The following is a 25,169-nucleotide window of genomic DNA, read 5'->3' on the forward strand; positions in this document are numbered from 1 at the left end:
CGGGGCTCGAACTCAGGCGGGGGTCGACCCCCGGCGGAGCAGGGTCAGGGCTGGACGCCGTTGGCGCGGAGAGCTTCGTAGGGGTCGACCGGGTCGCCGGCACCGGGGCGGACCTCGAGGTGCATGTGGGGGCCGGTGCTGTTGCCGGTGGAGCCGAGCTCGCCGACCTTGTCGCCGGCGGCGACCTTGTCGCCCACCTGCACGCTGAACGCGTTGAGGTGGCAGTACCAGAACTCGGTGCCGTCGTCGGAAGTGACGATGACCTGGTTGCCGTAGGCACCCTCGTAGCCGACGGAGGTGACCGTGCCGTTCGTGACCGACATGACGGTGCTGCCGAGCGGACCGGCGAAGTCGAGGCCGGTGTGGTTGTGCGACCACAGACCGCCGCCGGCGCCGAAGCGGGCGGTCAGGCGGTAGCCGACGACGGGGAGGTGCCAGAGGTTCTGGGCGACCTTGTTGGCGTGCTTGGTCGCCGTCTCCGCCAGCTTGGCCAGTTCGCCGTTGCGCTCGGCCACCTGGGCCTCGGCGGCTTCCTTGAGCTCCTGCGTGCTCGCGTCCTGGAGGGCGTCACGGCGGGAGTCGCGGGAGATGGTCTGGGTGCGCTGCTCGCGAGAGGACGTGGAGGAGACGGCGCTGACGCCGGTGAGTGCGTTGGCCTGCAGGGTGAACGCAGGCGCGGCGGTGTCGCTCGCCGCGCTGTCGACCTGACCGACCGTGATCGCACCGGTCGCCGAGACCGTGAGCGCGGCGAGACCGAGCATCACCGAGGCCGGGGAGCGACCCGGCGACGAGAGCTACGAGGACTCGCGTGCTTGACGGCCTTGCGCTTGCCACCGGCGGGAGCGGCGGGGTCCGTTCGACGCGTCGCGGAAGATGCTCCGCGGCGCGGTGCCCGGTGGTTACCCATGCAGCTGTGCCCCTGTTCCTGTCGGTCATCGGCGGTCAAAGCCTCAGCGAGGGTAGCGGAGGGGACCGTACGGGGGAAAATCGTGATCCCGGAGATTGTGGATGAACGCCGGGCGGCCTGTCAGGGAAATGCCTGAGAAATGGTCGCGGCGTTCCACCATGTGAGCCACGTCGCACCCGTCCCAGCGACTGGCCCGCTTTGGTGACGAGCACATGCGCGGGTCTATTGTGCTCAAGGATCGGGTGAGCTGAGTCCAGACCGGACATGCCCCGAACTGTCGCGAACAGCAACCCAAAGGATCAGTCACGTGGACTTGATGGAATACCAGGCAAAGGAACTCTTTGCCAAGCACGGTGTGGCCACCACTCTCGGCGTAGTCGTTGAGACCGCCGAGGCGGCCAAGGAAGCGGCCGAGCAGCTGGGCGGCGTCACCGTCGTCAAGGCGCAGGTCAAGGCCGGCGGCCGCGGCAAGGCTGGCGGCGTCAAGCTCGCCAAGACCGCGGACGAGGCGTTTGAGCACGCGTCCAACATCCTGGGCATGGAGATCAAGGGACTCACGGTCAACCGGGTCCTGGTCACGCCGGCGACCCCGCCGGTCGAGGAGTACTACTTCTCCTTCCTGCTCGACCGTGCGAACCGCTCGCACCTGTGCATTGCGTCCGTCGAGGGTGGTGTGGAGATCGAGGAGGTCGCCAAGACCAACCCCGAGGCCGTTCGCCAGATCCCGATCAACGCCCTCGAGGGTGTGACCCCGGAGAAGGCTGCCGCGATCGTCGACGAGGCCAAGTTCCCGGCCGAGCTGCGTGACCAGGCCATCGAGATGGTCCAGAAGCTCTGGAAGGTGTACGTCGAAGAGGACGCCACCCTCGTCGAGGTCAACCCGCTTGCCCGCCTCGAGGGCGACAAGCTGGAAGCCCTGGACGGCAAGGTGTCCCTCGACGAGAACGCCTCGGAGTTCCGTCAGCCGCACCACGCCGACTTCGAGATCCGTGAGGAGGCCGACCCGCTCGAGGCGAAGGCCAAGGACCTCGGTCTCAACTACGTCAAGCTCGACGGCCAGGTCGGCATCATCGGCAACGGCGCGGGTCTCGTCATGAGCACCCTCGACGTCGTCGCCTACGCCGGTGAGAACCACGGCAACGTGAAGCCCGCCAACTTCCTCGACATCGGTGGCGGCGCCAACGCCGAGGTGATGGCCAACGGCCTCGACGTGATCCTCAACGACGAGCAGGTCAAGAGCGTCTTCGTCAACGTCTTCGGTGGCATCACCGCGTGTGACGAGGTCGCCAACGGCATCAAGGGGGCTCTCGAGCTCCTCGGCGACAAGGCCAGCAAGCCCCTCGTCGTCCGCCTCGACGGCAACAACGTCGAAAAGGGTCGTGCGATCCTCAACGAGCTGAACCACCCGCTCGTGACGCAGGTCGACACCATGGATGGCGCGGCCGACAAGGCCGCCGAGCTGGCGAACGCCTGAGAAACGGAGACTTGACATGACGATCTACCTCAACAAGGACTCCAAGATCATCGTCCAGGGCATCACCGGTGGCATGGGTTCCAAGCACACCGACCTGATGCTCCAGGCCGACGCCAACATCGTCGGCGGCGTGAACGCCCGCAAGGCCGGCACCACCGTTGAGCTCAACGGCAAGGAGCTGCCGGTCTTCGGCACCGTCGAAGAGGCCATCAAGGAGACCGGCGCCAACGTGTCCGTCGCCTTCGTGCCGCCGGCCTTCACCAAGGCTGCCTGCATTGAGGCCATCGACGCCGAGATCCCGCTCCTGGTGGTCATCACCGAGGGCGTCCCGGTCCAGGACTCCGCCGAGGTCTTCGCCTACCTCGACGGCAAGAAGACCCGGATGATCGGCCCCAACTGCCCGGGCATCATCAGCCCCGGGAGTCCCTCGCCGGCATCACCCCGCACACCATCGCGGGCAAGGGCCCCATCGGTCTCGTGTCGAAGTCCGGCACCCTGACCTACCAGATGATGTTCGAGCTGCGTGACTTCGGCTTCACCACCGCCATCGGCATCGGTGGAGACCCGATCATCGGCACCACGCACATCGACGCCCTCGAGGCCTTCGAGAACGACCCGGAGACCAAGGCGATCGTGATGATCGGCGAGATCGGTGGCGACGCCGAGGAGCGGGCCGCGGCCTACATCAAGGAGCACGTGACCAAGCCGGTCGTCGGCTACGTCGCGGGCTTCACCGCCCCGGAGGGCAAGACCATGGGCCACGCCGGCGCCATCGTCTCCGGCTCCTCGGGCACCGCGCAGGCGAAGAAGGAGGCCCTCGAGGCCGCCGGCGTCAAGGTCGGCAAGACGCCGTCCGAGACCGCGGAGCTCATGCGCGAGATCATGAAGTCCCTCTGACGACGGACCGAAGCACGGCAAGGGCCGCCCCGGATCACTCCGGGGCGGCCCTTCGTCCTTCCGTACGTCGACCCTCAGCGGGTCGGGCCCGTTGCGGCGCTGCTCAGCCCACGCAGTCCTGTGCATCCAGCATGAGGTCGGCCTCGGTGACCACGTCGTCAGCGTCGAGGAAGAACTCCCAGTGCCGGTCGTCATGGCCGGCAGGACGTGCCGTGAGCACGTTGTGGACCGCGGCGTACTCGGCCTCCGGGTAGGCCGCCATCACCTCCTCACGGGTGCTGCCCACTCCGACCCCCTCAGGCGTCCGGTCACCGTCGCCGAGGAAGATGACCGCCACTCCCAACTCCGTCGACACCGACGTCAGGATCCGCTTCTCCCCGTCGACCTGGAACGTCACCGGAACGCAGCCCCGAGTCGGTAGGTCGCCCTCGACGACCTCGGCATCGACGCCCTCGGCCGGCTCCCCGAGCACCAGTGGGCCGAAGCCGTCGCCGGTGAGGTCCACTGAGCCCGGTTCCCCGCCGGCTCCGAACGCGTCCCGCAGGGTCGCGACGATCGCATCGGCGTCGTCGTACTCCGTCTTCCGCACGGCGTCCTGGCTGAACCCGGCCTCGCTGTAGTCGTAGGTGGCCAGCACGGCGTTGCCGACCCGTACGAACTGGTAGACCTCCAGCCCCGGGCTCAGCTGCCCGTCCGACCCGAAGCGGGTGGTGAAGGCGTAGGCCTCGTCACCCAGGTCGGAGGAGAACGCTTCGTTGACGCTGCTCGAGGCGCCCCCGTCGCTGCTCGTCTCGGGACAGTCCGCGACGGCTCCGGCGACCTGCTCGACGGCCTGGGACGCAGCTGCGTCGTCGGTGAAGAGCGCGAGGGTGCGGACCCGAGCAGATTCGGCCTCCGCCTCCCAACGGGCGCCTCGGAGGTCGACGCTTCCCGCGGTCACCCAGGCCGGGGTGCCGCACAGCTGGAAGTCGTCGAGACCGGCCTCGTCGGTCACCTCGACCGGGCTCCCGTCGCCGTTGGTCTCCGGGTAGCCGTGCGCGAGGTCGATCGAGTCAGGGATCCGGGTCGGCCACGCGATGTCGGTGCCGCCGGGCGCACCGGATGCTCCGTCCTCGGCGACCAGACGTACGGCGGCGTTGGCTGCCATCGTCTCCAACGCGTCCGTCATGCCCTCGGTGCCGGCCGGCGCCTCGACCGTGACCACCGAGATCCGGTTGCCGGTCACCAGCACGACGGTGTTCATCTCGTGGTCCGTGTAGGCCTCGCCGGCCACCTCGCCGGGGTAGGTCCAGCGGGAGGTGATCCGATCAGCAGTCACCCCGTCGGTCGTGTCGACGGCGACCGGCTCGTCGCTGGTGTAGGCCTCGGCGTCGGGCATGCTGCAGTCGGCCAGCCAACCCCGCACGTCGTCGGCAGCCCTGCTCGCATCCGCAGCGTTGGGGAACTGCGCCACCGACTGCGAGAGGGAGATGGCCTCGGTCCACCACGTGCCCACGAACACCTGGTCGGCCCCGAGCCCTTCGAAGCTCGACTGCTGGCAGGGGTTGGCATCGGCCTGGCCGTCACCGGGAGTGACGTCGCCCGCAGGCCAGGACCCACCCGACGGCAGCAACGTGTCGTTGTCGGCCATCACGTTGGCCTTCGTCAGCGGACCGTAGAGGTCCTCGTGGGTCGAGGGGGTCGTGGCCACCTGCCCGTTGCCCCCGCTGTCGGACCCCAGCTGCGTGGCGGCGTACCCGCCGGAGGCGATGACGGCGACCGCGGCGGCAGCGGCGACGGAGGTGAGCACGTGGCGGCGGCGGCGCAGTCGCCGCCGCGGCGGCGCACCTGGCTGGCTGGCAGGGGAGTGGCCGGCATGGTGGGGAACTCCTCGAGGTCCTTGATCGGATCAGACACCGGTCACTCCTTCCGTGAGGTCCTGGTCGGGGTCGAGCAGGGCGAGCAGGGTGGCGCGCCCCCGGGAGAGGCGTGCCTTGACGGTGCCGGCGGGTGCGCCGGTCTCCTGGGCCACCTCGTCCACGGGCAGGTCGCACAGGTGGTGCAGCACGAGCGCACGTCGCTGCGGTTCGGGCAACTGGCGCAGCGCCGCCACGAGGGCGACATGGTTCTCGTCGGGGCCGGCGGTGGAGACCGGCGACCCGACGCTGCGGTCGCGGGCCCGGCCGGCGAGGCGGGTACGACGCCAGCGGCTGACCGCGAGGCGGTAGGCAGTGGTGCGCACCCAGGCTTCGGGGTGTTCGGCCCGCTCGAGCTTCCGGCGGTGTGACCAGGCCCTGGCGAAAGCCTCCTGGACGCACTCCTGCGCCTCGTCACGACTCCCGATCATCGCGTAGAGCTGGCTGGTCAGCCGCCCGAACGACGTGGAGTAGAACTCGTCGAACTCGTCCTCCGTCACGGCCGGGCCCCCTTCGGTCTGAGTGCTTCAGTGTCGTGGGGATACGCCCGGCCCAGGGATCTGGTTGCATCAGGAGGCGGAAATGTTGCCCAGTCTCTTCAGTGCCCGAATGGCCAGCGCGTCGAAACCGCCCTGGGCGAGTGACTTGCCGCCGCCGGGGTGAAACCCACCTGGGCGACGGTCCGCCCGCGGCGAGCGATCGCCATCAGCTGGGTGAAGGTGCGGGTGTCAGACACCTCGGTGTCGATCCGCCACCAGGTGACCTCCTCGTCACCGGAGGTCCGGTCACCGAGCTGCTTGACGGTGACGGTCAGGTCGTCGTCGGTGCACGAACCGACCCGGTCGCGCACCCCGTTGACGAACTTCTTGGCTGCGGCCTTGTTGGGCAACCGGCCGGTCGTCTCGGTGAGGCCGAACTCCGTCGGCAGCTTCGCACCGGGGATGACGAAGGTCCGGGTGCGTGCCTTCTTCATCGCCTTGCCCGTGAACTTCGTGTTGTCACACCGAGTGGCGGCCGCGTTGGTGGTGGCCTTCGTGGGGTTGACCCCCACCCACGGCTCGTCGGCACCGGGGAAGGGCGGCAGGTCGATGACCTGCAGCATCCCGACCGCGGAGTTCGAGGGCGGCGGGGTGATCCGCTTGGCCTCGGGGGCCAGCGCACACTCGCCCGGCTCGTCGGCCGCGACGGCGGAGCCACAGAGCTTCGTCACGGCAGCGGTGGCCAGGTCGAGGATCGGGTCGACCTTCGAGGGCCCGGTTCCCCTCTTCTCCAACAGCACGAGCGACACCAGCCTGCCCGTGCGGACCACCGCAGCCTGATAGGTCGTGACCGGTGCATCCCAGGCCCGGATCGTGAGCACCGTGCCCTCGTCACCGACGCCTTGGAGCTCGTGCACCGACAGCAGCTGCACCCGGGGGTCTGGCAGTCGACGAACCATTCCTCCATGCGTTTCAGCGCGGTGTGCGCCGTGGTCGCGTCGGGGCCACCTCGACGGACTGGATCGTGCCCGCCTTCGGCCTGCCCGTGAACTTCAGGCGTCGTACGAGTGCCTGTCCGTCCCCTTCGCCCACCGCGAAGGGGTGCGCCTGGCAGGGGGCGTAGATCCCGGTGTCGCTGGTGTTGTTGTCGATGGTCCCCGAGCCCTTGGTGCGCCGCGGTGCCACCGCCGCGTCGACCTCCGTGTGCGCGAGCAGATCACCGCGCACCAGGCGGGCCTCGGGCTCGGGCGCGGCGTCGACTTCCGAGTGCTCACCGAGCAGTGGGGAGACGGCGTCGCTGTCGTACACGGCGGCGCCCGCACCCAGGACGAGCGCAGCGCTGGCCACGACCCCCAAGGTGGTGTGCAGCCTGCGGCGGATCGTGCCGTTGCGGCGGAGCGTGGCCGCAGGTGGGAAACGGATCTCCGACAGCCGGTCGGCCAAGGCCTCCAGGTGGGGTCGGATCTCGGCGGGCACGATCTCCAGGGCAAGGCAGAGTGTCGACGTGGCCTCCTGCAGCTCGCCGACTGCGGCCTGATCGGTGAGCCCGACCTCGCGCGCCATCTCCTGCATGGTCACCGCGCTCAACTGGGTCAGCAGCAGCGTCTTGCGCTGGGAGATCGACAGGTTGCCCAGCGCCTCGAGGGTACGGCGGGACTCGTCATCGATGATGCGCTCGCGGTGCCACGGCCGGGCCTGGTGCCGCCGTCGTGCCTGCTGCCAGGCGTGCGGACGCACCCACGACTCCGGGTCGCCCCGTCGCTCGACCTTGGCCCAGTGGTGCCACGCCGCCACGAAGGCACTGCGCACCGCGTCCCGGGCCGCTGGGAGGTCGCCAGTGAGCGCGTAGGTCTGCAACAGCAGTCGCCCACGCGCCTCGGCATAGAACGCATCGAACGCTTCGGGGTCTCGCATGACAGACCAACTCTAGGTCGTGGCTGGGCAGCCTCCGCCCTCCCCGGGGGTGATGCGTGCCGTACTTCGCCCTCGGCGGCGTGTTCGCCCCGCCTCGGTGTGGTGATCGGGCGAAGATGCTCGGGAGATGACCGCCACGATCTTGCCCCCACGCTCCGACGCGTCCCCGGCCGCTCCCCGGCCCCTCGCGGTGTTGGCTCCCGTCGCCGGGGTGATCGCTGCCGGCGTCCCGCTCCTGGGGGCCCTGGCCGTCGCGGTGATCGGCTGGTTCGCCACCGACGCGGGGGCGCACGGGGTGCCACGTGACGCGCTGCGCAGTGGGGCGCTGGCCTGGTTGATGGGCCACGGCTCGGGTGTCACCGTCGAGGGGTGCGGATCACCGCAGCGCCATTGGGGATCACCCTCCTGTGTGCATGGTCGGTGTGGCGCAGCGCAGTGCGGCTGGGGAGAACGTCGCCGGACACGGTCCCGACGCCGACGCGCTCGCCGACGGAGACCGCGACTGGACGGTGCCGGCGGCCACCGGGCTCTTCGGCAGTGCCTACCTGGTCATCGCCACGCTCACCGGCGTGCTGGCCTCGACCGGCTCTGCGGAGCCCGGCCTGGGTGCGGTGATCGGTTGGTCCTTGCTGATGACCGTCGCCCTCGGCGGAGCCGGGATCGCCGTCGGCTCCGGTCGCGCCGCGGTGTGGCTGCCGCGGCTGCCCGAGGAGGTGCGTGCGGCGGTGGGTACGGCGGCCCGCATCCTGGTCTGGTTCCTCGTGTTCTCGCTGCTCACCTTCGTGGTCTCCCTGGCCATCGACCTCGACTCCGCGGCCAACGTCCTCTCCCAGATGCACACCGACACCGGCGACGCGATCCTCTTCATCGCCCTGATGTGCCTCATCGTGCCCAATGCACTGCTGTGCGCGGGCAGCTTCCTGCTCGGACCGGGATTCATGGTCGGCACCGGCACCCTGGTCTCGCCGACCGTCGTCGCCGTCGGTCCGGTGCCGATGGTCCCGCTGCTCGCTGCGCTGCCCGACAACGGCCCGACCCCGTTCTGGATGCCGTTCCTGGTGGCGATCCCGCCGCTCGTCGCGGCGGTCGTCGTGTTCCGCGCCCAACGGGTGCGCCCCCTGCCCGCCTGGGACCGCGGCGCGCTCCACGGACTCGTCTCCGGTGCCCTTGCGGGGGTCGGCTTCGGCTTGCTGGCGTTGCTGGCAGGCGGCGCCGTCGGTCCGGGACGGATGGCCGACGTGGGTCCTGTCGTGGGCGAGACGCTGCTCACCGGCATCGTCTCCCTGGGCCTGGGCGGGCTGCTCGGGGGACTGCTGGCGACGTGGCTCTTCCGACGTGCCAACCCCGACCTCTTGGTCGTGCCCGAGGACTCCGACGACGACGGCGGGGAGTGACCCCCTACCGCTGCGGTCCACGCGGAGGCAGACCGATAAACTTCGGCCGTGCCCTCGAGTTCCTCACCCGCTCGCCTGGTCGTGCTCGTCTCCGGCTCGGGGACCAACCTCCAGGCTCTCCTCGACGCCTGTGAGGACCCCGCCTACGGAGCCCAGGTCGTCGCCGTTGGAGCCGACCGGCACGACATCGAAGGCCTGCGGCGGGCCGACCGGGCCGGCGTACCCACGTTCGTGAAGCAGGTCCGCGACTACGAGAGCCGCGACAACTGGGACCGGGTGCTCACCAAGGCCGTCGCCGGTTTCGAGCCGGACCTCGTGGTGCTGGCGGGCTTCATGAAGCTCGTCGGCCCGACCTTCATCGAGGCCTTCGGTGGTCGCACCGTCAACACGCACCCCGCGCTCTCGCCCAGCTTCCCGGGCATGTCCGGTCCGGCCGACGCCCTCGAGTACGGCGTCAAGGTCACCGGCTGCACGTTGTTCGTCGTCGACGCGGGTGTCGACACGGGCCCGATCGTGGCCCAGAGCGCCGTACCCGTGCTGGACGACGACGACGTCGATTCCCTGCACGAGCGGATCAAGGTCGCCGAACGAGCGATGCTCGCCGACAACGTGGGCCTGATGGCACGCGTTGGATTCACCATCACCGACAGGAAGGTCCGGTTCAACCGATGACTACGTCCGAGGGTCGCATCCCGATCCGCCGCGCTCTGGTCTCCGTCTACGACAAGGAAGGCCTGGAGGAGCTGGCCCGGGGTCTGCACCAGGCCGGCGTCTCCATCGTGTCGACCGGCGGCTCCGCCGCACTGATCGAGTCGCTGGCGATTCCGGTCACCAAGGTGGAGGAGCTGACGGGCTTCCCCGAGTGCCTCGACGGCAGGGTCAAGACCCTGCACCCCAAGGTGCACGCCGGCATCCTGGCCGACCGTCGCCTCGACAGCCACAACGAGCAGCTGCAGGAGCTCGGGGTCGAGCCCTTCGACCTCGTCGTCTCCAATCTCTACCCGTTCAGCCAGACGGTCGCCTCAGGTGCCACGGCCGACGAGTGCGTGGAGCAGATCGACATCGGCGGTCCGTCGATGGTGCGGGCGGCCGCCAAGAACCACCCCTCGGTGGCGATCGTGACCTCGCCCGCCGACTACGCAGCAGTGCTGACCGCGGTCCAGGCAGGTGGCTTCACGCTGGCCGAGCGCCGTCGCCTCGCCACGGACGCGTTCGTCCACACGGCGACGTACGACGTCAACGTGGCGACCTGGATGGGCAGCGAGCTCAACGACCACGCCGACGCACAGTTCGCGGACTGGATCGGTGCGTCGTGGGGTCTGGGCGACGTGTTGCGCTACGGCGAGAACCCCCACCAGCGGGCCGCCGTCTACCGCAACGGCCACGGCGCCGCGCGGGGGCTGGCCCAGGGGAGCCAGCTGCACGGCAAGGAGATGTCCTACAACAACTACATCGACGCCGATGCGGCCTACCGTGCCGCCTACGACCACGGCGACCAGCCCACCGTGGCGATCATCAAGCACGCCAACCCGTGTGGCATCGCCATTGGTGAGACGGTCGCCGAGGCCCACCGCAAGGCCCACGAGTGCGACCCGGTGTCGGCCTACGGCGGCATCATCGCCACCAACCGTCCGGTGACCGCTGAGATGGCGGAGACCGTGAAGGACATCTTCACCGAGGTCATCGTCGCGCCCGGCTTCGAGGGCGCCGCGCTCGACATCCTGACCGCGAAGAAGAACCTGCGGCTCCTGGTCGTCGACCCGCCGACGGGCCTGCACATCGAGTCCCGCCCGATCACCGGCGGCATGCTCGTGCAGTCGCGCGACCAGATCGATGCGGAGGGCGTCGACGCCGAGGGCCGCCCCTTCGGTGACAGCCCGGCCAACTGGCGCCTGGTCGCCGGCGAGGTCGCCTCCGACGAGGTGCTGGCCGACCTCGCGTTCGCCTGGCGCTCGGTGCGCGCGGTGAAGTCCAACGCGATCCTGCTCGCCCACGGCGGTGCTTCCGTTGGCGTCGGCATGGGCCAGGTCAACCGCGTCGACTCCTGCCACCTGGCGGTCAACCGGGCCGGTGAGAGGGCCAAGGGCGCGGTTGCGTCGTCCGACGCCTTCTTCCCCTTCGCAGATGGCCTGCAGGTGCTCATCGACGGTGGCGTCAAGGCCGTTGTCGCGCCCGGTGGCTCCATCCGTGACGAAGAGGTCATCGCTGCCGCCAACGCTGCGGGCATCACCCTCTACTTCACCGGCACCCGCCACTTCGCGCACTGATCCACGACCGCTGAGCGCGCTGCGCCGGGGCAGGGTGTCCCCGGCGTACGACGCTGGGCCCGGTCTGAAATAGACTGGGCCCCGTGACGGCACGCAAACTCGACGGCAGCGCCACGGCGGCGACGATCAAGGACGAACTGAAGACCCGAATCGCGCGGTTGCGTGAGCACGGGATCGTGCCCGGTCTGGGCACCATCCTGGTCGGTGACGACCCGGGGTCGCGCTGGTACGTGGGTGGCAAGCACAAGGATTGCGCCGAGGTCGGCATCGAGTCGATTCGCATCGACCTCCCCGAGGTCGCCACGCAGGAGGAGATCGAGGACGCCGTCCGCACGCTCAACGACGACCCTGCCTGCACCGGTTACATCGTGCAGCTGCCGCTGCCGCGGGGCCGCGACGAGAACAAGGTGCTGGGCCTGATCGATCCCGCCAAGGACGCCGACGGCCTGCACCCGACGAATCTCGGGTGGCTGGTGCTCGGCAACGAGGCCCCGCTGCCGTGCACCCCGTACGGGATCGTCGAGCTGCTGCGCCGCCACGAGGTGCCGATCGCGGGCGCAGAGGTGGTCGTCGTCGGCCGAGGTGTCACCGTGGGGCGGCCGCTTGGCCTGCTGCTCACCCGTCGTTCCGAGAACGCCACGGTGACGCTGTGCCACACCGGCACCGTCGACCTGGCCAGCCACGTGCGCAATGCCGACATCGTCGTCGCGGCCGCGGGTGTCCCGGGCATCATCACCGCCGACATGGTCAAGCCCGGCGCGGCCGTGCTCGACGTGGGCGTCTCCCGTGTCGACGGCAAGATCGCCGGCGACGTGGCCGACGACGTCTGGGACGTCGCCGGGTGGATCTCGCCCAACCCGGGCGGGGTCGGCCCGATGACCCGCGCCATGCTGCTGGCCAACGTCGTCTCGATCGCCGAGAAGCGACTGGGCTGACCATGCGCGAATCGCATCCGGGGCGGCCGATCGGGGAGGAGTCCGACGACGACCTTCCACTCCGATCGTCTCGGGAGGCGAGGGCGGACGTCGGCGACCCGGGGGACGGGCCGTCTCCCTCCCGGAAGCCGGTCACCGAGTTCAAGAAGCCGTCCACCGTCGGCGGCATCGTCTATCTGGTGGTGCTGGTCGCTGCCCTGGCCGGGGTGGTCGTTGCTGCCACCGGCCCTTGGCGCACCGGCGTGAGCTGGTTGGGCGTCTCGCTGCTCGCGGGCGCAGGTGCGCGGCTGCTGCTGCCGACCGAGGTGGCCGGCATGTTGGAGGTCCGACGCAAGTCGCTCGACGTCTCGATCCTCGTCGTCTTCGGGGTCTGTCTGATCATCCTGGCCACGACGATCCCCGACCAGCCGGTCTGATCAGCCCGGCCGCGACCGTGCTGGAAGCGGACGCGTGCCACGGGAAATGCGGAACGCCCCGGGGAGATCCCGGGGCGTTCCGTTGAAGCAGGGAGGAGCTCAGATGAGGCCGAGCTCCGTGACCGCGGCGCGCTCCTCGGCCAGCTCGGCGTTGGTCGCGTCGATCTTGGCGCGGGAGAACTCGTCGATCTCGAGACCCTGGACGATGCTCCAGTCGCCGTCCTTGGTGGTCACCGGGAAGGAGGTGATCAGGCCTTCGGGCGTGCCGTAGGAACCGTCGGAGACGACGGCCATCGAGACCCAGTCGCCCTCCGGGGTGCCGTTCAGCCAGTCGCGCGCGGCGTTGCAGGTGGCGGAAGCAGCCGAGGCCGCCGACGAGGCACCACGGGCATCGATGATCGCCGCGCCGCGCTTGGCGACGGTCGGGATGAAGTCGTTCTCGATCCAGGCCTGGTCGTTCACGACCTCGGCCGCGTTCTTGCCGGCGATCTCGGCGTGGAAGACGTCGGGGTACTGGGTGGCCGAGTGGTTGCCCCAGATCGTCATCTTCTTGATGTCGGTGACCTTGGCGCCGGTCTTGGCAGCGAGCTGCGAGATGGCGCGGTTGTGGTCGAGGCGGGTCAGCGCGGAGAAGCGCTCCTTGGGGATGTCGGGAGCGTTGGTCATCGCGATGAGGGCGTTGGTGTTGGCCGGGTTGCCGGTGACACCGATGCGTACGTCGTCGGCGGCGACCTTGTTGAGGGCCTTGCCCTGACCGGTGAAGATCGCACCGTTGGCGGACAGCAGGTCGCTGCGCTCCATGCCGGGGCCACGCGGGCGGGCGCCGACGAGCAGGGCGAGGTTGACCCCGTCGAAGATCTTCTCCGGGTCGTCACCGATCTCGATGCCGGCGAGGCCGGGGAAGGCGCAGTCGTCGAGCTCCATGACGACACCCTCGAGCGCCTTGAGCGCGGGGGTGATCTCGAGCAGACGCAGCTCGATCGGGCGGTCGCCGAGGGCGCCGGAGGCGAGACGGAAGAGCAGGCTGTAGCCGATCTGACCGGCGGCGCCGGTGACGGCCACCTTGAGCGGAGATGCGCTCACGAGGACTCCTTTGGGCAATGAGACGGGTGATCCTTGCTGTCGAAACTAGCAGCGTGAAGGGGTGCGGGTCGTCCCCGGGTCTGCACATGGACACTCCGGGATCCCAAAGCAACGTGCCCCCGGCGAGCAGTCGCCGGGGGCACGTGTCGGGTCGGCTCAGGTCAGCCCTGGTCCTCGGGCGGCCGCACCTGCGTGCCGCTCTGGTCGGACGGCGGCGTCCAACCGCCCTGTGCAGGCGGAGCCGGAGGCTGCGGCGGCTGGCCGCCCTGTTGCGGAGCGCCGGACGGCGGACCGGACTGCGGTGGCGGCCCGGAGGGGGACCGGGCTGGACCGGCGAAAGCTGGCGGAGCTCGCTGGCCCCAGGGGGCGGGTGGCTGCTGTCCGGGGTGGCGGCTGGGCACCCCTGTCCGCCCGAGGCTGACCCGGCTGCGGTTGAGCTCCCCACTGTCCGGGCTGTCCGGTCGGGTCGGGGTTGAGCTGTTGGGGCTGCTGCGGCGCCCACTGGCCCTGACCCGGCTGCTGTCCCACTGCTGCTGACGAGGTGCGGAGGCGAACTGCAGACCGGCCCCGGGCACCGACATGCCGTCGCGACCGAAGATGAACATGTAGCTGAAGCCGGCGATGGCTGCACCGAGCAGCGGCGCGACGATGAAGAGCCACAGCTGCACGATCGCGTCGGTGCCGGCGAAGACGCCGACGCCGATCGACCGGGCCGGGTTCACCGAGGTGCCGGTCAGCGGGATCATCACGAGGTGGAGTGCGGTCAGCGTGAGACCGATGGCCACCGGCGCCGCGCCGGTGATGGTCTTGTTGCGCTTGTCGGTGGCGGCAAGGATGACCCAGAGGAAGACGGCCGTGCCGATGATCTCGATGATCAGGGCCGCCCACAGGGCCAGGCCGCTGCCGTCGTCGCCGAAGGAGTTCTGCGCCATGTTGCCCTCGGCCTCGAACCCGTCGATGCCCTTGAACACGGTGAAGAGGACGACACCGGCGAGGAGGGCGCCGACGAGCTGTGCCACGACGTAGTAGGCCACGTCGATCCAGGCGAAGCGGCCCGCGATGGCCGCTCCCACCGAGACGGCGGGGTTGAAGTGACCGCCGGAGATGTGGCCGACGGCGTAGGCCATGACGAGTACGGCGATGCCGAACGCGAGCGCAGTGCCGACGAGGTTGGGGGCGCTGCCACCGGCGGCGCCTGATGACATCGCGGCACCACAGCCGAGGAAGACCAGCACGAAGGTGCCGAGCACCTCAGCGGCCAGTTTGCGGGGGAGAGCAGGGGGATCCAGCGATTCTGCAGTCACAACGTTTCCCTTTCGGATCCGAGCAGTTGTGTCCATCCGACCCTAGTCACCCGGTCGGGCACAAGGGGGTGCCCTCCGCCGGCACGTCCGCAGGGACGGGTGACGGGCGTGGCGGCCGGCCGCTGGACCTCGTGTACGTCGGGTGCGACGCTGGGGTGTGACGTCGTCAGGTATCTTGACGTCAAGCAATTTATTGAGCCCCGCGACGATCAGGAGCAGCCAGCAGATGGCCAAGATCATCTACACCCACACCGACGAGGCGCCGCTGCTCGCGACGTACTCCTTCCTTCCCGTGGTCGAGGCCTACGCCGCCAAGGCCGGGGTCGAGATCGAGACCCGCGACATCTCGGTGGCGGCCCGGATCCTCGCCGCCTTCGACCTGGCCGACGACGCTCTCGCGGAGCTGGGCGCGCTGGCGAAGACGCCCGAGGCCAACATCGTCAAGCTCCCCAACATCTCCGCCTCGATCCCGCAGCTCAAGGCCGCGATCGCCGAGCTGCAGGCGCAGGGCTTCGCGGTGCCGGACTACCCCGAGTCGGCCACCACCGCGGAGGAGCAGGAGATCCGCGCGAAGTACGACAAGATCAAGGGCTCCGCGGTCAACCCGGTGCTGCGTGAGGGCAACTCCGACCGCCGCGCCCCGGCGTCGGTGAAGAACTACGCCAAGACGCACCCGCACACCAACAAGGCGTTCCCTGAGGGCTCGAAGACCAACGTCGCCACCATGGGCGAGCACGACTTCGCCAGCAATGAGAAGTCGGTGACGCTGGCTCAGGACGACACCCTGTCCATCGTGCTGGAGACGGCCGCCGGCGAGCAGGTCGTCCTCAAGGACGGCCTCAAGGTCCTCTCCGGCGAGATCATCGACGCCACCAAGATGAGTGCCGCGTCGCTGCAGGCCTTCCTCAGGAACGCCATCGCCAGGGCGAAGGCCGACGACGTCCTCTTCTCCGTACACCTCAAGGCGACGATGATGAAGGTCTCCGACCCGATCATCTTCGGCCACGTCGTGAAGGCCTACTTCGCCGACGTCTTCGCCGAGTACGGAGACGACCTCGCCGCCGCCGGCCTCTCGGCCAACGACGGCCTCGGCACCATCTTGCCGGCGCTCGACAAGCTGGAGAACGGCGCTGAGATCAAGGCTGCCTTCGAGGCTGCCCTGGCCAACGGGCCGCGACTGTCCTACGTCAACTCCGACAAGGGCATCACCAACCTCCACGTCCCCTCCGACGTGATCGTCGACGCCTCGATGCCGGCGCTGATCCGCAACGGTGGTCGGATGTGGGGCGTCGACGGCGGCGAGGCAGACACGCTCGCGGTCATCCCCGACTCGTCCTACGCCGGCGTCTACCAGGCCGTCATCGAGGACAGCAAGGCCAACGGCCCGCTCGACCCGGCCACGATCGGCACCGTCCCCAACGTGGGGCTCATGGCGCAGGCGGCCGAGGAGTACGGCTCCCACGACAAGACCTTCGAGATCGCCCAGGCAGGTACCGTGCGGGTGCTCTCGTCGAGTGGCGAGGTGCTCATCGAGCACGACGTCGAGGCCGGCGACATCTGGCGCGCCTGCCAGACGAAGGACGTCCCGGTGCAGGACTGGGTCAAGCTCGCCGTCTCCCGCGCCCGCGCCACCGGCAGCCCGGCGATCTTCTGGCTCAACGAGGCACGCGCCCACGACGCCGAGATCATCAAGAAGGTCAACGCCTACCTGCCGCAGCACGACACCGAGGGCCTGGAGATCCAGATCCTCACCCCCGAGCTCGCCACCCGCTTCTCCCTGGAGCGGATGCGTCGCGGCGAGGACACCATCTCGGTCACCGGCAACGTGTTGCGTGACTACAACACCGATCTCTTCCCGATCCTCGAACTCGGCACGTCGGCCAAGATGCTGTCGGTGGTCCCGCTGATCGCAGGCGGCGGCCTCTTCGAGACCGGTGCCGGTGGTTCCGCACCCAAGCACGTGCAGCAGCTCGTCGAGGAGGACTACCTCCGTTGGGACAGCCTGGGCGAGTTCTTCGCGCTGGTCCCGTCGTTCGAGAAGTACGCCGAGCAGTCGGGCAAGGCAGGCGCCCAGGTGCTGGCCGACACCCTCGACCGTGCCACCGGCACCTTCCTCAACGAGGACCGGTCGCCGGGCCGCAAGCTGGGCACCACCGACAACCGTGGGTCGCACTTCTACCTGGCGCTCTACTGGGCAGAGGAGCTGGCCAAGCAGACCGACGACGCGGCGCTCGCCGATGCGTTCAAGCCGCTGGCCGCGACGTTGCGCGACAACGAGGAGAAGATCGCCGCCGAGTTGATCGCCGTCCAGGGCAAGCCTGCCGACATCGGCGGCTACTACCGTCCGGATGCGGCGAAGGTCTCGGCCGTCATGCGGCCGTCCGCCACGCTCAACGAGGCCCTCGCCTCGCTCTGAGTCATTCGTCGTGGGGCCCGGTCGACCGCTGGTCGACCGGGCCCCACTCCTTTGGGGAGACGCGCGAGGCGTGCCGGACGGTCCGACCCTCGTCGACGCGGTCGAGCTCCTGCTGCCGATCGGGGAGCACCTCGGTGAATGACGTCGCTCACGTCGGAGCGTGCCGGGGGAGAAAAGGAGAGGCAGGTTGTCGGGCGATCGGCGTAGTGTCGAACGGCGATGACCGAGACACTCACCCGGACGACAGGGGAACCCCGAGCACTCCGCCTGGCCCTGCCGCTGTCGACCCGTCACGCACCGTCGACTGGCGGCGGTTGCGCAGCCCGGTGGCGGCGGTCGCCCTCCTGTGCGCCGCGATCGCCGCCGTGGGTACGACGTTGGGCACCGTGGTCGCCGGACGCCTCGCGGAGAGCCCGAGCGGCTCGCTGGTCGGATGGCTCGCCCTCTGTGTCGTCGGCGCCTCACTCATCGACACCGCCGGCAAGATCGGCTGGGTCGGCCTCTCCGACCGGGTGGAGGGGCGGCTGCGCGAGGACCTGCTCGATGCGGCGATGAGCCAGCCCCTCGAGGCCTTGGGGGAGCAGGCCGTCGGCGAGATCCTGGACCGCGTCGACGACGACACCCACGAGGTGGGCAACCTGACCCGTTGGCAGCTGTGGATGGTGGCTCGCACGGCCTTCGGGGCGCTGCCGATGTGGGTCGTGGCCGGTGTCACCTGGTGGCCGTCCTGGTTCCTCTTCCCGGCCCTGGCCGTGCTCACCGCTTGGGTCGTGCGACCACTGCTGGGCGAGATCGCGCGTCGTAAGGTCATCGAGGAGATGGCGTGGACCGATCACGCGGCTGCGCTCGAGGAGGGGATCGCCGGGCGTGACGACCTGCGGACCAGCCTCGGCCAGGCCCACGTGATCCGGCGAGTGGCCGGTCTGTCCGCCAAGGTGCACGACCTCTTCCGCCAGGTGGTGCTCGTGGAGGCGACGCTCGGGCGTCGTGCCGGGCTGCTGCTGCACGCGCTGCTTGCCGGGGTGGGCGTGGCCGGTGTGGCCCTGGCCGTTGGAGACGACATCACGGTGGCCCGGCTGGTCACCCTCTTCCTCGTCACCTCCACCTTCGTCGGTCAGATCGCAATGCTGGCCAACCACCTGCCCGACCTGCAGGAGGGGCTCGGCGCGGTGATTCGGCTGCGCCAGATGCTCGCGGTGCCGCCGGAGCCGAAGGGCGGCGACGTGATGCCGCCCGCTGCGGTGCTCGGACTGCAGGTTGCGGGGCTCGACTTCTCCTACACGGAGGGCAGCTTCGCGCTCCGCGGAGTCGACCTGACGGTGCCGGCCGGGCAGACCATCGCGCTGGTGGGGCGCAGCGGTTCCGGGAAGTCCACGCTCGCATCGCTGCTCTCACGTGCGGTCGAACCGCCGCGCGGCACGGTCTTCGTCGGCGGCGTCGACGTGCGTGACCTCGACCTGCAGGCACTGCGCGCCGCCGTGGGCGTGGTCACCCAGCGCACCGAGATCCTTGCCGGCACGGTCGCTGAGAACATCACCCTCTTCGGCGACCACCCACGCGACGAGGTCGAGTCCGCCGTCGACGAGCTCGGTCTCACCGGATGGGTGTCCGGGCTGCCCGACGGGCTCGACACCCTGCTGGGCCCCGGCGGCACCTCCCTGTCGGCCGGCGAGGAGCAACTCGTGGCCTTCGCCCGACTGCTCGTGCGCGACGTGAGGGTGGTGGTGCTCGACGAGGCCACCGCTCGCATGGACCCGATGACGGAGAGCAGGGTCGTCGCTGCGGCAGACCGGCTGCTGGCCGGCCGCACCGGCGTGCTGATCGCGCACCGTCTCACCACCATCGAGCGCGCGCCCCTGGTGGCCGTGCTCGACCACGGGCGGGTGGTGCAGCAGGGAGCCCGGGCGGAGCTGGCCCTGGCACCGGGCCCCTTCCTCGACCTGCTCCGCGACAGCCGCCTGGCCGAGACCCACGGTGTCGACGAGGACCCGTCCGTTCCCCCGAGCCGCAGCACGCGACCCTCGACCACGCCGAGACGGGTGCGGTCGGCGGCAAGCGGCGCTCCGGCCCGCCACCCGAGGTGGCCCGACCCGGCGACGGTCCCACGCTCACCCGGGGCATCCTCAGCGTGCTCAGGGTCCGACCGTGGTGGGGGATCTTCGGCGCCGCGCTGTTCCTCCTGGCCTCGATGGTCGGCGCCCAGGGCGCCGTCACCGGTCTGCTGTGGGGCCACATCGTCGTGGAGCTGCAGCAGGGCAACACGCCGTCGCTGCTGACGGTCGGTCTGGTGCTCTCGCTGTTGGCAGCTCCACTGATGCTGGCCGACGCCTTCTACCGCTACCCGCGCTGGTGGGTCGAGGTGTTGTTGCGTACCCGCATGTCGGTGCTCCGCGGGCAGACCCAACAGCACCGGCTGCCGCGCACCCCCGCGGGCGAGGTCGTGGGGCGGGCGATGGACGGCGACAGGTTGCCGCGCTACGCAGACCGCTGGGTCGACTTCGTCAACGGCATGATCGTGGCTGCCTTCACCGCACTCGTCGCCGGCACCTGGGTGGCAGGTGCGGTGCTGGTGACCGTGCTGGTGACCTCGGCGCTGGCCTCGGCGGTCGGCCGCCCGATCGCCGGTCGCTCTGCGGCGGCCGCTTCTGCGGCGCGGGCGCGTTTCGGACGGGCGCTGGTCTCGGCCCTGGAATCGGTGCGGACGGTGAAGCTCGCCTCGGCCACGCCCGAGGTGCACGCACACCTCTTGACGGTCGACGGTGGGCGGGTCAACGCCGCGGTCAAGGAGCACCGCGTCCAAGCCTTCCTCGACGGCGTGCCGATGCTGATGGTCCAGTGCGGAGTCGTCGCTGCCTGGGCGATCTACTACCTGGAGGGCTGGGGCCTGGCCACTGCGCTGCTGGTTGCCAACGCCGTCGCCGGCTTCGACTGGTTCGGTCGGGTTGCCGGCATGGTCGTCACCGAGGCACCGGGCGTGCGTGCCTGGCAGAAGGAGACCGCGCGCTTCGCCGGCGGTGCCGACCTCATGCACCTTCCCGAGGGCGTCGACCTGGTCACCGGCGCAGCACCGGCGCCGCTGCCCGCCCCACGCGTTCGGCTGCGCTCACTCACCCTGGAGGGATTCTCCGCCCTCCACGACGACGGCACGATCGGGGTCAGCGACGTCGACCTCGAGGTCAGGGCAGGCGAACTCGTGCTCCTCGTGGGACAGGTCGGATCCGGCAAGTCGAGCCTCCTGGCAGCGTTGGCCGGCCTCATCGAGCACCGGGGCGGGCTCCGGTGGAACGAGATCCCCGTCGACGATGCGCAGGAGTTCCTGCGCCCCGGGCAGGTCGCCCATGTCGCGCAGGTGCCTCGGGTGCTCTCGGGCACCTTCGCCGACAATGTCCTGCTCGGTCACGACCGACCCTTCGAGCAGCCCGTCGACGATGCACGTCTCTCCGTCGACATCGGCGAGGCCGGAGGCCGCGACTCGCTGGTGGGGCACCGCGGCGTACGTCTTTCCGGCGGCCAGGTGCAGCGCCTGGCGCTGGCGCGTGCCTTGGCCACGGAGTCGGAGCTGTTGCTGGCCGACGACGTCTCGAGTGCCCTCGACGCCACCACCGAGATCGAGTTGTGGCAGGCGCTGCGCGGTCGAGGAGCGACCGTCATCGGCGCCACCGCCAAGCAGGCGGCGCTCGCCCGCGCCGACCGGGTGGTGGTGCTGGTCGACGGCGAGGTCGCCGCCGTCGGCACCTGGCGAGAACTGGCGCCCCGTTGGCGACACCTCGCCGGGTGAGCACGAGGGGCGAGGGATGGGTCACAGCGGGGAATCACGGCGTACGGCGCGTGGTTGAACCCGCGATGACGTCAACCGCAGAGCGCACCCGCGAGGCAGGTCCCGGTGCCCCGAAGGCCGTCCACTTCGGGTGGGCGGTCTTCGCGCTGTCCATGGGCGGCTTTGCGATCGGCACCACCGAGTTCGTGACGATGGGGTTGTTGCCGCAGATCGCCGACGGCGTCGACGTCAGCATCTCCTCGGCCGGCCACGTCATCTCCGCCTACGCCATCGGCGTCGTCGTCGGCGCACCGGTGCTGGCCTTCCTCGGGGCGCGGTTGCCCCGCCGGGCGCTGCTCGTGGCGCTGATGGTGGCCTTCACGGTGGGCAACGCACTGAGCGCACTGGCCAGCAGCCACGGACTGCTGACCGCTGCCCGCTTCCTCTCCGGGCTGCCGCACGGTGCCTACTTCGGCGTGGCGTCGTTGGTGGCGGCCAGTCTGGCGGCCCCCGGGCGCAAGGGGCGCGCGGTCGCGTTGGTGATGATCGGCCTCTCGATCGCCAATGTCGTAGGGGTCCCTGCCGCCACGTGGCTCGGACAGAACCTCGGGTGGCGCTCTGCCTTCTGGATGGTCTCGGTGCTCGGCCTGGCCACGGTCTCGCTGGTGCTGCTCTTCGTGCCCTCGCTCCCGGGTGACCCGGCCGCCTCCGGCCGACGCGAGCTCGCCGCGCTGCGGCGCGGACAGGTGTGGCTGACGCTGGCGGCCGGCGCGGTCGGCTTTGGCGGCATGTTCGCCGTCTACACCTACATCTCACCCACCCTCACCGAGGTCGGTGGGCTGCGGGAGAGTGCGGTGCCCTGGTTCCTGCTGGTCTTCGGACTCGGCATGACGGTGGGCACCTGGCTGGCCGGTCGACTGGCCGACTGGTCGGTCTTCGGGTCGTTGCTGCTCTCCTCAGGTGGCACCGCCGTCGTGCTGTTGGTCTTCGTCGCGGTGGTGCCGGCCGGCTGGTGGGCGTTGCCCGTGGTCTTCGTGATCACCGCGACCACGTCGGTGCTGGTGGTCAACCTGCAGCTGCGACTGATGGACGTGGCGGGTGACGCCCAGACACTGGGCGCCGCGATGAACCACGCCTCCCTCAACGTGGCCAATGCCCTGGGTGCCTGGCTGGGTGGTCTGGTGATCGCCGCAGGTTGGGGATACCGAGCCCCGGCCCTCGTCGGAGTCGGACTTGCGCTGGCAGGTCTGGCGGTGCTGCTCGTCTCCTTCGGATTGGCTCGGCGTCCGGGTGCGGTTGCCGTCCAGCCCGCCGACTGAGCACCCGTCCCGGCGGCGTACGGGCCGTGTCCACGCCACCACCCTCTCCCGGCGCGCCGGCGGCGGGGGTGGAAGGATGAACCCATGTCCACCAGCACTGCGCCCGCGGCCAAGCCGCGTGTCCTCTCCGGCATCCAGCCCACGGCCGACTCGTTCCACTTCGGCAACTACCTGGGCGCGCTGAGGCAGTGGGTGGACCTGCAGGACGAGTACGAGCCGTTCTTCTTCATCGCCGACCAGCACGCGATCACGGTGGAGCACGACCCCAAGCTGCTCCGCGAGCGGTGTCGTCGTTCGGCAGCCCAACTCGTGGCGATGGGCGTCGACCCGGAGAAGTCGGCCATTTTCATCCAGAGCCAGGTGCCGGCGCACGTCCAGCTCGGTTGGGTGCTCCAGTGCCTGACCGGGTTCGGCGAGGCCCGCCGGATGACGCAGTTCAAGGACAAGTCGGCGAAGGGCGGCGAGGGGGCGGCGACCGTCGGCCTCTTCACCTACCCGATCCTCCAAGCGGCGGACATCCTGCTCTATCGGCCGCACTACGTGCCAGTCGGTGAGGACCAGCGTCAACACCTCGAGCTGACTCGCGATCTCGCGCAGCGCTTCAACCACCGGTTCAAGAAGACCTTCCGCCTCCCCGAGCCCTACATCCTCAAGGAGACGGCGAAGATCACCGATCTTCAGGAGCCCACGGCCAAGATGTCGAAGTCGGCGTCGTCCCCGGCCGGCATCATCGACCTCCTCGACGACCCGAAGGTGTCGGCCAAGAAGATCCGCTCAGCGGTCACCGACTCCGGTGCCGAGGTGCGCTTCGACGCGGAGGCGAAGCCGGGGGTGTCCAACCTGCTCACCATCTATGCCGCGCTCACCGGCGACTCGATCGCGTCGTTGGAGGAGAAGTACGCCGGGCGGGGGTACGGCGACTTCAAGGGTGACCTGGCTGAAGTCGTGGTCGACTTCGTGACACCGTTCCGCGACCGGACCCTCGAGCTGCTGGAGGACAAGGCAGCCCTCGACGCTGTTCTCGCCAGCGGCGCCGAGCGAGCTGCGGCGGTTGCCGAGCGCACCCTTGCCGACGTCTACGACCGGGTCGGCTTCGTCGTCCCCACCAGCCGGTAGGGTCAACCGCGTGCCAACCGTCGGAGTTGCGATCGCGATCCCGGAGCCCTGGGCAAGCCGGCTCCAGGACTACCGCACGTCGATCGGCGACACGACGGCCGCACTGATCCCGACGCACGTCACGCTGGTGCCGCCCACCGACTTCCCGGAGCCCGGAGAACTCAGTGGACACCTCGAAGCCGTCGCGCGGGTCAATCGGCCGTTCACGCTGCATCTGCGGGGCACCGGCACCTTTCGTCCGGTCTCCCCGGTGGTCTTCGTCGGTGTGGTGGAGGGCATCTCCGCATGTGAGCGTCTGGCCGCAGGCGTGCGTAGTGGGCCGCTCAGCCAGGAGTTGGCGTTCCCCTACCACCCGCACGTCACCGTCGCGCATCACCTGCCGGACCCGGTCCTCGACCGGGCCTTCGCCGAGCTTGCCGACTTCGACTGTCAGTTCGACGTCGAGGCCTTCCACCTCTACGTGCATGACGAGGTGGTCGGCTGGCAGGTGACCAGCAGCTATCCACTGGGGGAGTGACATGGCAAGCATCGGTGATCGTCTGAAGGCCAAGCTGGCCGAGATCCGTCGTCGGCGACCGTTCATCGACCACGTGTTCCGAATGCAGGAGCACTACGGCGCGGTTGACGGCAACCTGCTGTCCGGGGCGATCACCTACTTCGCCTTCCTCTCGTTCTTCCCGGTGCTCGCTCTCGCCTTCTTCATCGTCGGATTCCTGGCTGCGGTGGCGCCCGACGCCGAGGACAATCTCACGGAGGCGATCGGTCAGGTACTGCCCGGCCTCGTCGGCAACGGCGACAACCAGATCTCGCTGGAGCAGATCAGCAACTCCGCCAGCGCGGTCGGAATCATCGGCCTGCTCGGTGTCGCCTATGCCGGCCTCGGGTGGTTGTCGGCGATGCGCCAGGCGCTGCTCGCGGCGTTCGACGAGCCCGAGGCACAGCAACCCAACTTCGTGATCGGGAAGCTGCGCGACCTGCTCTCGTTGTTGCTCGTCGGCATCGTGATGATGCTCAGCATCGGTCTCTCCGGTGTGCTGATCCGTATGTCCGACACCGTGCTCGACTGGATCGGGCTGAGCGTCGGCCTGGGGCCGCTGGTCACGGTCATCAGCTTGGCGATCGGGATGCTCTCCGGTGCGCTGCTCTTCTTCACGATCTTCTGGCTCCTGGCGCGCCCGCGGGTGCCCAACCGCTCCCTGTGGGCCGGTGCCCTGGTGGGCGCGGTCGCCTTCGAGGCGCTCAAGCAGCTCTCCACGTGGCTCATCGCCTCGACCAAGAACCAGCCGGCGTTCCAGGCCTTCGGCATCGCGTTGATCCTCGTGGTCTGGATCAACTACTTCTCCCGGGTCGTCATGTACGCGGCCTCCTGGGCCTACACCACCCGTCGGGCCATCGAGGAGCGGCAGGCTCGTGAGATCGAGGACGTGCAGCCCCCGGAAGGGCCCTCGGTCGGTCCCTTGGGCACTCGGGCCGAGCCCACGACCTACCCGCCCTCGGTGCTGGTGGGGGTCGGTTCGGTGCTGGGCATCCTGATCGCTCGCCTGGTGCGCAAACGCAGCTGACCACCCGCGCAGCGCTCGTGCATGAGCGGGGTGG

The 25,169-nt window shown here is 69.7% G+C and carries 20 protein-coding genes and 1 pseudogene; 14 read left to right on the forward strand and 7 right to left on the reverse strand.

Annotated features, from left to right (window positions below):
- Positions 1 to 44: 44 nt before the first annotated feature.
- A complete protein-coding gene (locus L1066_RS08375; RefSeq protein ID WP_235735914.1) occupies positions 45 to 761 on the reverse strand; it encodes a M23 family metallopeptidase in 717 nt (238 codons plus the stop codon).
- A 453-nt stretch (positions 762 to 1,214) separates the two neighbouring features.
- Here L1066_RS08375 and sucC point away from each other — a divergent pair, with 453 nt between their 5' ends.
- Both sucC and sucD read left to right on the forward strand, forming a co-directional pair.
- Positions 1,215 to 2,381 carry an ADP-forming succinate--CoA ligase subunit beta gene (gene sucC, locus L1066_RS08380; RefSeq protein ID WP_235735915.1) on the forward strand — a complete coding sequence of 389 codons (1,167 nt, stop codon included), beginning with the start codon at positions 1,215 to 1,217 and terminating at the stop codon, positions 2,379 to 2,381.
- 16 nt (positions 2,382 to 2,397) lie between these two features.
- Positions 2,398 to 3,278: pseudogene (gene sucD, locus L1066_RS08385) on the forward strand (succinate--CoA ligase subunit alpha).
- Between the two features lie 103 nt (positions 3,279 to 3,381).
- On the opposite strand, the gene L1066_RS08390 reads toward sucD, so the two are convergent.
- The 4 genes from L1066_RS08390 to L1066_RS08405 form a co-directional block, all read right to left on the reverse strand.
- Complete coding sequence (locus L1066_RS08390) at positions 3,382 to 5,067, reverse strand: hypothetical protein (RefSeq protein ID WP_235735916.1); 1,686 nt, start codon at positions 5,065 to 5,067, stop codon at positions 3,382 to 3,384.
- Positions 5,068 to 5,166: 99 nt separating this feature from the next.
- Positions 5,167 to 5,673: a SigE family RNA polymerase sigma factor gene (locus tag L1066_RS08395; RefSeq protein ID WP_235735917.1), complete on the reverse strand. Its 507-nt coding sequence runs from the start codon at positions 5,671 to 5,673 to the stop codon at positions 5,167 to 5,169.
- 98 nt (positions 5,674 to 5,771) lie between these two features.
- A complete protein-coding gene (locus tag L1066_RS08400; protein WP_235735918.1) occupies positions 5,772 to 6,611 on the reverse strand; it encodes a hypothetical protein in 840 nt (279 codons plus the stop codon).
- 13 nt (positions 6,612 to 6,624) lie between these two features.
- Entirely contained in the window at positions 6,625 to 7,566 is a 942-nt protein-coding gene (locus L1066_RS08405) for an RNA polymerase sigma factor (RefSeq protein ID WP_235735919.1), read from the reverse strand.
- A 413-nt stretch (positions 7,567 to 7,979) separates the two neighbouring features.
- Here L1066_RS08405 and L1066_RS08410 point away from each other — a divergent pair, with 413 nt between their 5' ends.
- The 5 genes from L1066_RS08410 to L1066_RS08430 all read left to right on the forward strand — a co-directional run bounded on the left by L1066_RS08410 (position 7,980) and on the right by L1066_RS08430 (position 12,578).
- On the forward strand, positions 7,980 to 8,960 hold the full coding sequence (locus L1066_RS08410) for a cell division protein PerM (RefSeq protein WP_235735920.1): 981 nt from the start codon (positions 7,980 to 7,982) through the stop codon (positions 8,958 to 8,960).
- Between the two features lie 48 nt (positions 8,961 to 9,008).
- The gene (purN, locus tag L1066_RS08415; protein ID WP_235735921.1) at positions 9,009 to 9,632 is read left to right on the forward strand and encodes a phosphoribosylglycinamide formyltransferase; all 624 of its coding nucleotides are present in this window, start codon (positions 9,009 to 9,011) and stop codon (positions 9,630 to 9,632) included.
- Positions 9,629 to 11,227 (forward strand): bifunctional phosphoribosylaminoimidazolecarboxamide formyltransferase/IMP cyclohydrolase, encoded by a 1,599-nt coding sequence (gene purH / locus L1066_RS08420; RefSeq protein WP_235735922.1) that lies wholly within the window; start codon positions 9,629 to 9,631, stop codon positions 11,225 to 11,227. Before purN ends, purH begins: the two co-directional genes overlap by 4 nt.
- Positions 11,228 to 11,310: 83 nt before the next feature.
- On the forward strand, positions 11,311 to 12,162 hold the full coding sequence (locus L1066_RS08425) for a bifunctional methylenetetrahydrofolate dehydrogenase/methenyltetrahydrofolate cyclohydrolase (RefSeq protein WP_235735923.1): 852 nt from the start codon (positions 11,311 to 11,313) through the stop codon (positions 12,160 to 12,162).
- A gap of 2 nt (positions 12,163 to 12,164) precedes the next feature.
- Positions 12,165 to 12,578: a DUF3017 domain-containing protein gene (locus tag L1066_RS08430; RefSeq protein WP_235735924.1), complete on the forward strand. Its 414-nt coding sequence runs from the start codon at positions 12,165 to 12,167 to the stop codon at positions 12,576 to 12,578.
- A gap of 99 nt (positions 12,579 to 12,677) precedes the next feature.
- On the opposite strand, the gene L1066_RS08435 is transcribed toward L1066_RS08430, so the two are convergent.
- Together L1066_RS08435 and L1066_RS08440 are read right to left on the reverse strand one after the other, a co-directional pair.
- Positions 12,678 to 13,661, reverse strand: a complete 984-nt coding sequence (locus L1066_RS08435; RefSeq protein ID WP_235735925.1) for a malate dehydrogenase — start codon at positions 13,659 to 13,661, stop codon at positions 12,678 to 12,680.
- A gap of 161 nt (positions 13,662 to 13,822) precedes the next feature.
- Positions 13,823 to 14,965, reverse strand: a complete 1,143-nt coding sequence (locus L1066_RS08440; protein WP_235735926.1) for an MIP family channel protein — start codon at positions 14,963 to 14,965, stop codon at positions 13,823 to 13,825.
- 226 nt (positions 14,966 to 15,191) lie between these two features.
- On the opposite strand from L1066_RS08440, the gene L1066_RS08445 reads away from it, so the two are divergent.
- The 7 genes from L1066_RS08445 (at position 15,192) to L1066_RS08475 (ending at position 25,135) form a co-directional block, all read left to right on the forward strand.
- Positions 15,192 to 17,381 carry an NADP-dependent isocitrate dehydrogenase gene (locus tag L1066_RS08445; RefSeq protein ID WP_235735927.1) on the forward strand — a complete coding sequence of 730 codons (2,190 nt, stop codon included), beginning with the start codon at positions 15,192 to 15,194 and terminating at the stop codon, positions 17,379 to 17,381.
- 314 nt (positions 17,382 to 17,695) lie between these two features.
- Entirely contained in the window at positions 17,696 to 19,657 is a 1,962-nt protein-coding gene (locus L1066_RS08450; protein WP_235735928.1) for an ATP-binding cassette domain-containing protein, read from the forward strand.
- The gene (locus L1066_RS08455) at positions 19,570 to 21,159 is read left to right on the forward strand and encodes an ATP-binding cassette domain-containing protein (RefSeq protein ID WP_235735929.1); all 1,590 of its coding nucleotides are present in this window, start codon (positions 19,570 to 19,572) and stop codon (positions 21,157 to 21,159) included. The genes L1066_RS08450 and L1066_RS08455 overlap by 88 nt, the downstream gene beginning before the upstream one ends.
- Positions 21,160 to 21,224: 65 nt before the next feature.
- On the forward strand, positions 21,225 to 22,457 hold the full coding sequence (locus L1066_RS08460) for an MFS transporter (RefSeq protein WP_235735930.1): 1,233 nt from the start codon (positions 21,225 to 21,227) through the stop codon (positions 22,455 to 22,457).
- A gap of 84 nt (positions 22,458 to 22,541) precedes the next feature.
- Entirely contained in the window at positions 22,542 to 23,573 is a 1,032-nt protein-coding gene (gene trpS / locus L1066_RS08465; protein ID WP_235735931.1) for a tryptophan--tRNA ligase, read from the forward strand.
- Positions 23,574 to 23,583: 10 nt separating this feature from the next.
- The gene (locus tag L1066_RS08470; RefSeq protein ID WP_235735932.1) at positions 23,584 to 24,090 is read left to right on the forward strand and encodes a 2'-5' RNA ligase family protein; all 507 of its coding nucleotides are present in this window, start codon (positions 23,584 to 23,586) and stop codon (positions 24,088 to 24,090) included.
- 1 nt (position 24,091) lies between these two features.
- Positions 24,092 to 25,135, forward strand: coding sequence for a YihY/virulence factor BrkB family protein (locus L1066_RS08475; RefSeq protein WP_235735933.1), 1,044 nt, complete (start codon positions 24,092 to 24,094; stop codon positions 25,133 to 25,135).
- Positions 25,136 to 25,169: the final 34 nt, after the last annotated feature.

The organism is Nocardioides alcanivorans, from assembly GCF_021555175.1.
Taxonomy (GTDB): Bacteria; Actinomycetota; Actinomycetes; order Propionibacteriales; family Nocardioidaceae; genus Nocardioides; species Nocardioides alcanivorans.

Coding starts and splice junctions, on each gene's coding strand:
- purH (WP_235735922.1), top strand. CDS start 9,629: ATGACTACGTCCGAGGGTCGCATCCCGATCCGCCGCGCTCTGGTCTCC.
- L1066_RS08410 (WP_235735920.1), top strand. CDS start 7,980: ATGGTCGGTGTGGCGCAGCGCAGTGCGGCTGGGGAGAACGTCGCCGGA.
- L1066_RS08460 (WP_235735930.1), top strand. CDS start 21,225: ATGACGTCAACCGCAGAGCGCACCCGCGAGGCAGGTCCCGGTGCCCCG.
- L1066_RS08400 (WP_235735918.1), bottom strand. CDS start 6,611: ATGGTTCGTCGACTGCCAGACCCCCGGGTGCAGCTGCTGTCGGTGCAC.
- trpS (WP_235735931.1), top strand. CDS start 22,542: ATGTCCACCAGCACTGCGCCCGCGGCCAAGCCGCGTGTCCTCTCCGGC.
- L1066_RS08405 (WP_235735919.1), bottom strand. CDS start 7,566: ATGCGAGACCCCGAAGCGTTCGATGCGTTCTATGCCGAGGCGCGTGGG.
- L1066_RS08430 (WP_235735924.1), top strand. CDS start 12,165: ATGCGCGAATCGCATCCGGGGCGGCCGATCGGGGAGGAGTCCGACGAC.
- L1066_RS08445 (WP_235735927.1), top strand. CDS start 15,192: ATGGCCAAGATCATCTACACCCACACCGACGAGGCGCCGCTGCTCGCG.
- L1066_RS08455 (WP_235735929.1), top strand. CDS start 19,570: ATGGTCGGCGCCCAGGGCGCCGTCACCGGTCTGCTGTGGGGCCACATC.
- L1066_RS08375 (WP_235735914.1), bottom strand. CDS start 761: ATGCTCGGTCTCGCCGCGCTCACGGTCTCGGCGACCGGTGCGATCACG.
- L1066_RS08475 (WP_235735933.1), top strand. CDS start 24,092: ATGGCAAGCATCGGTGATCGTCTGAAGGCCAAGCTGGCCGAGATCCGT.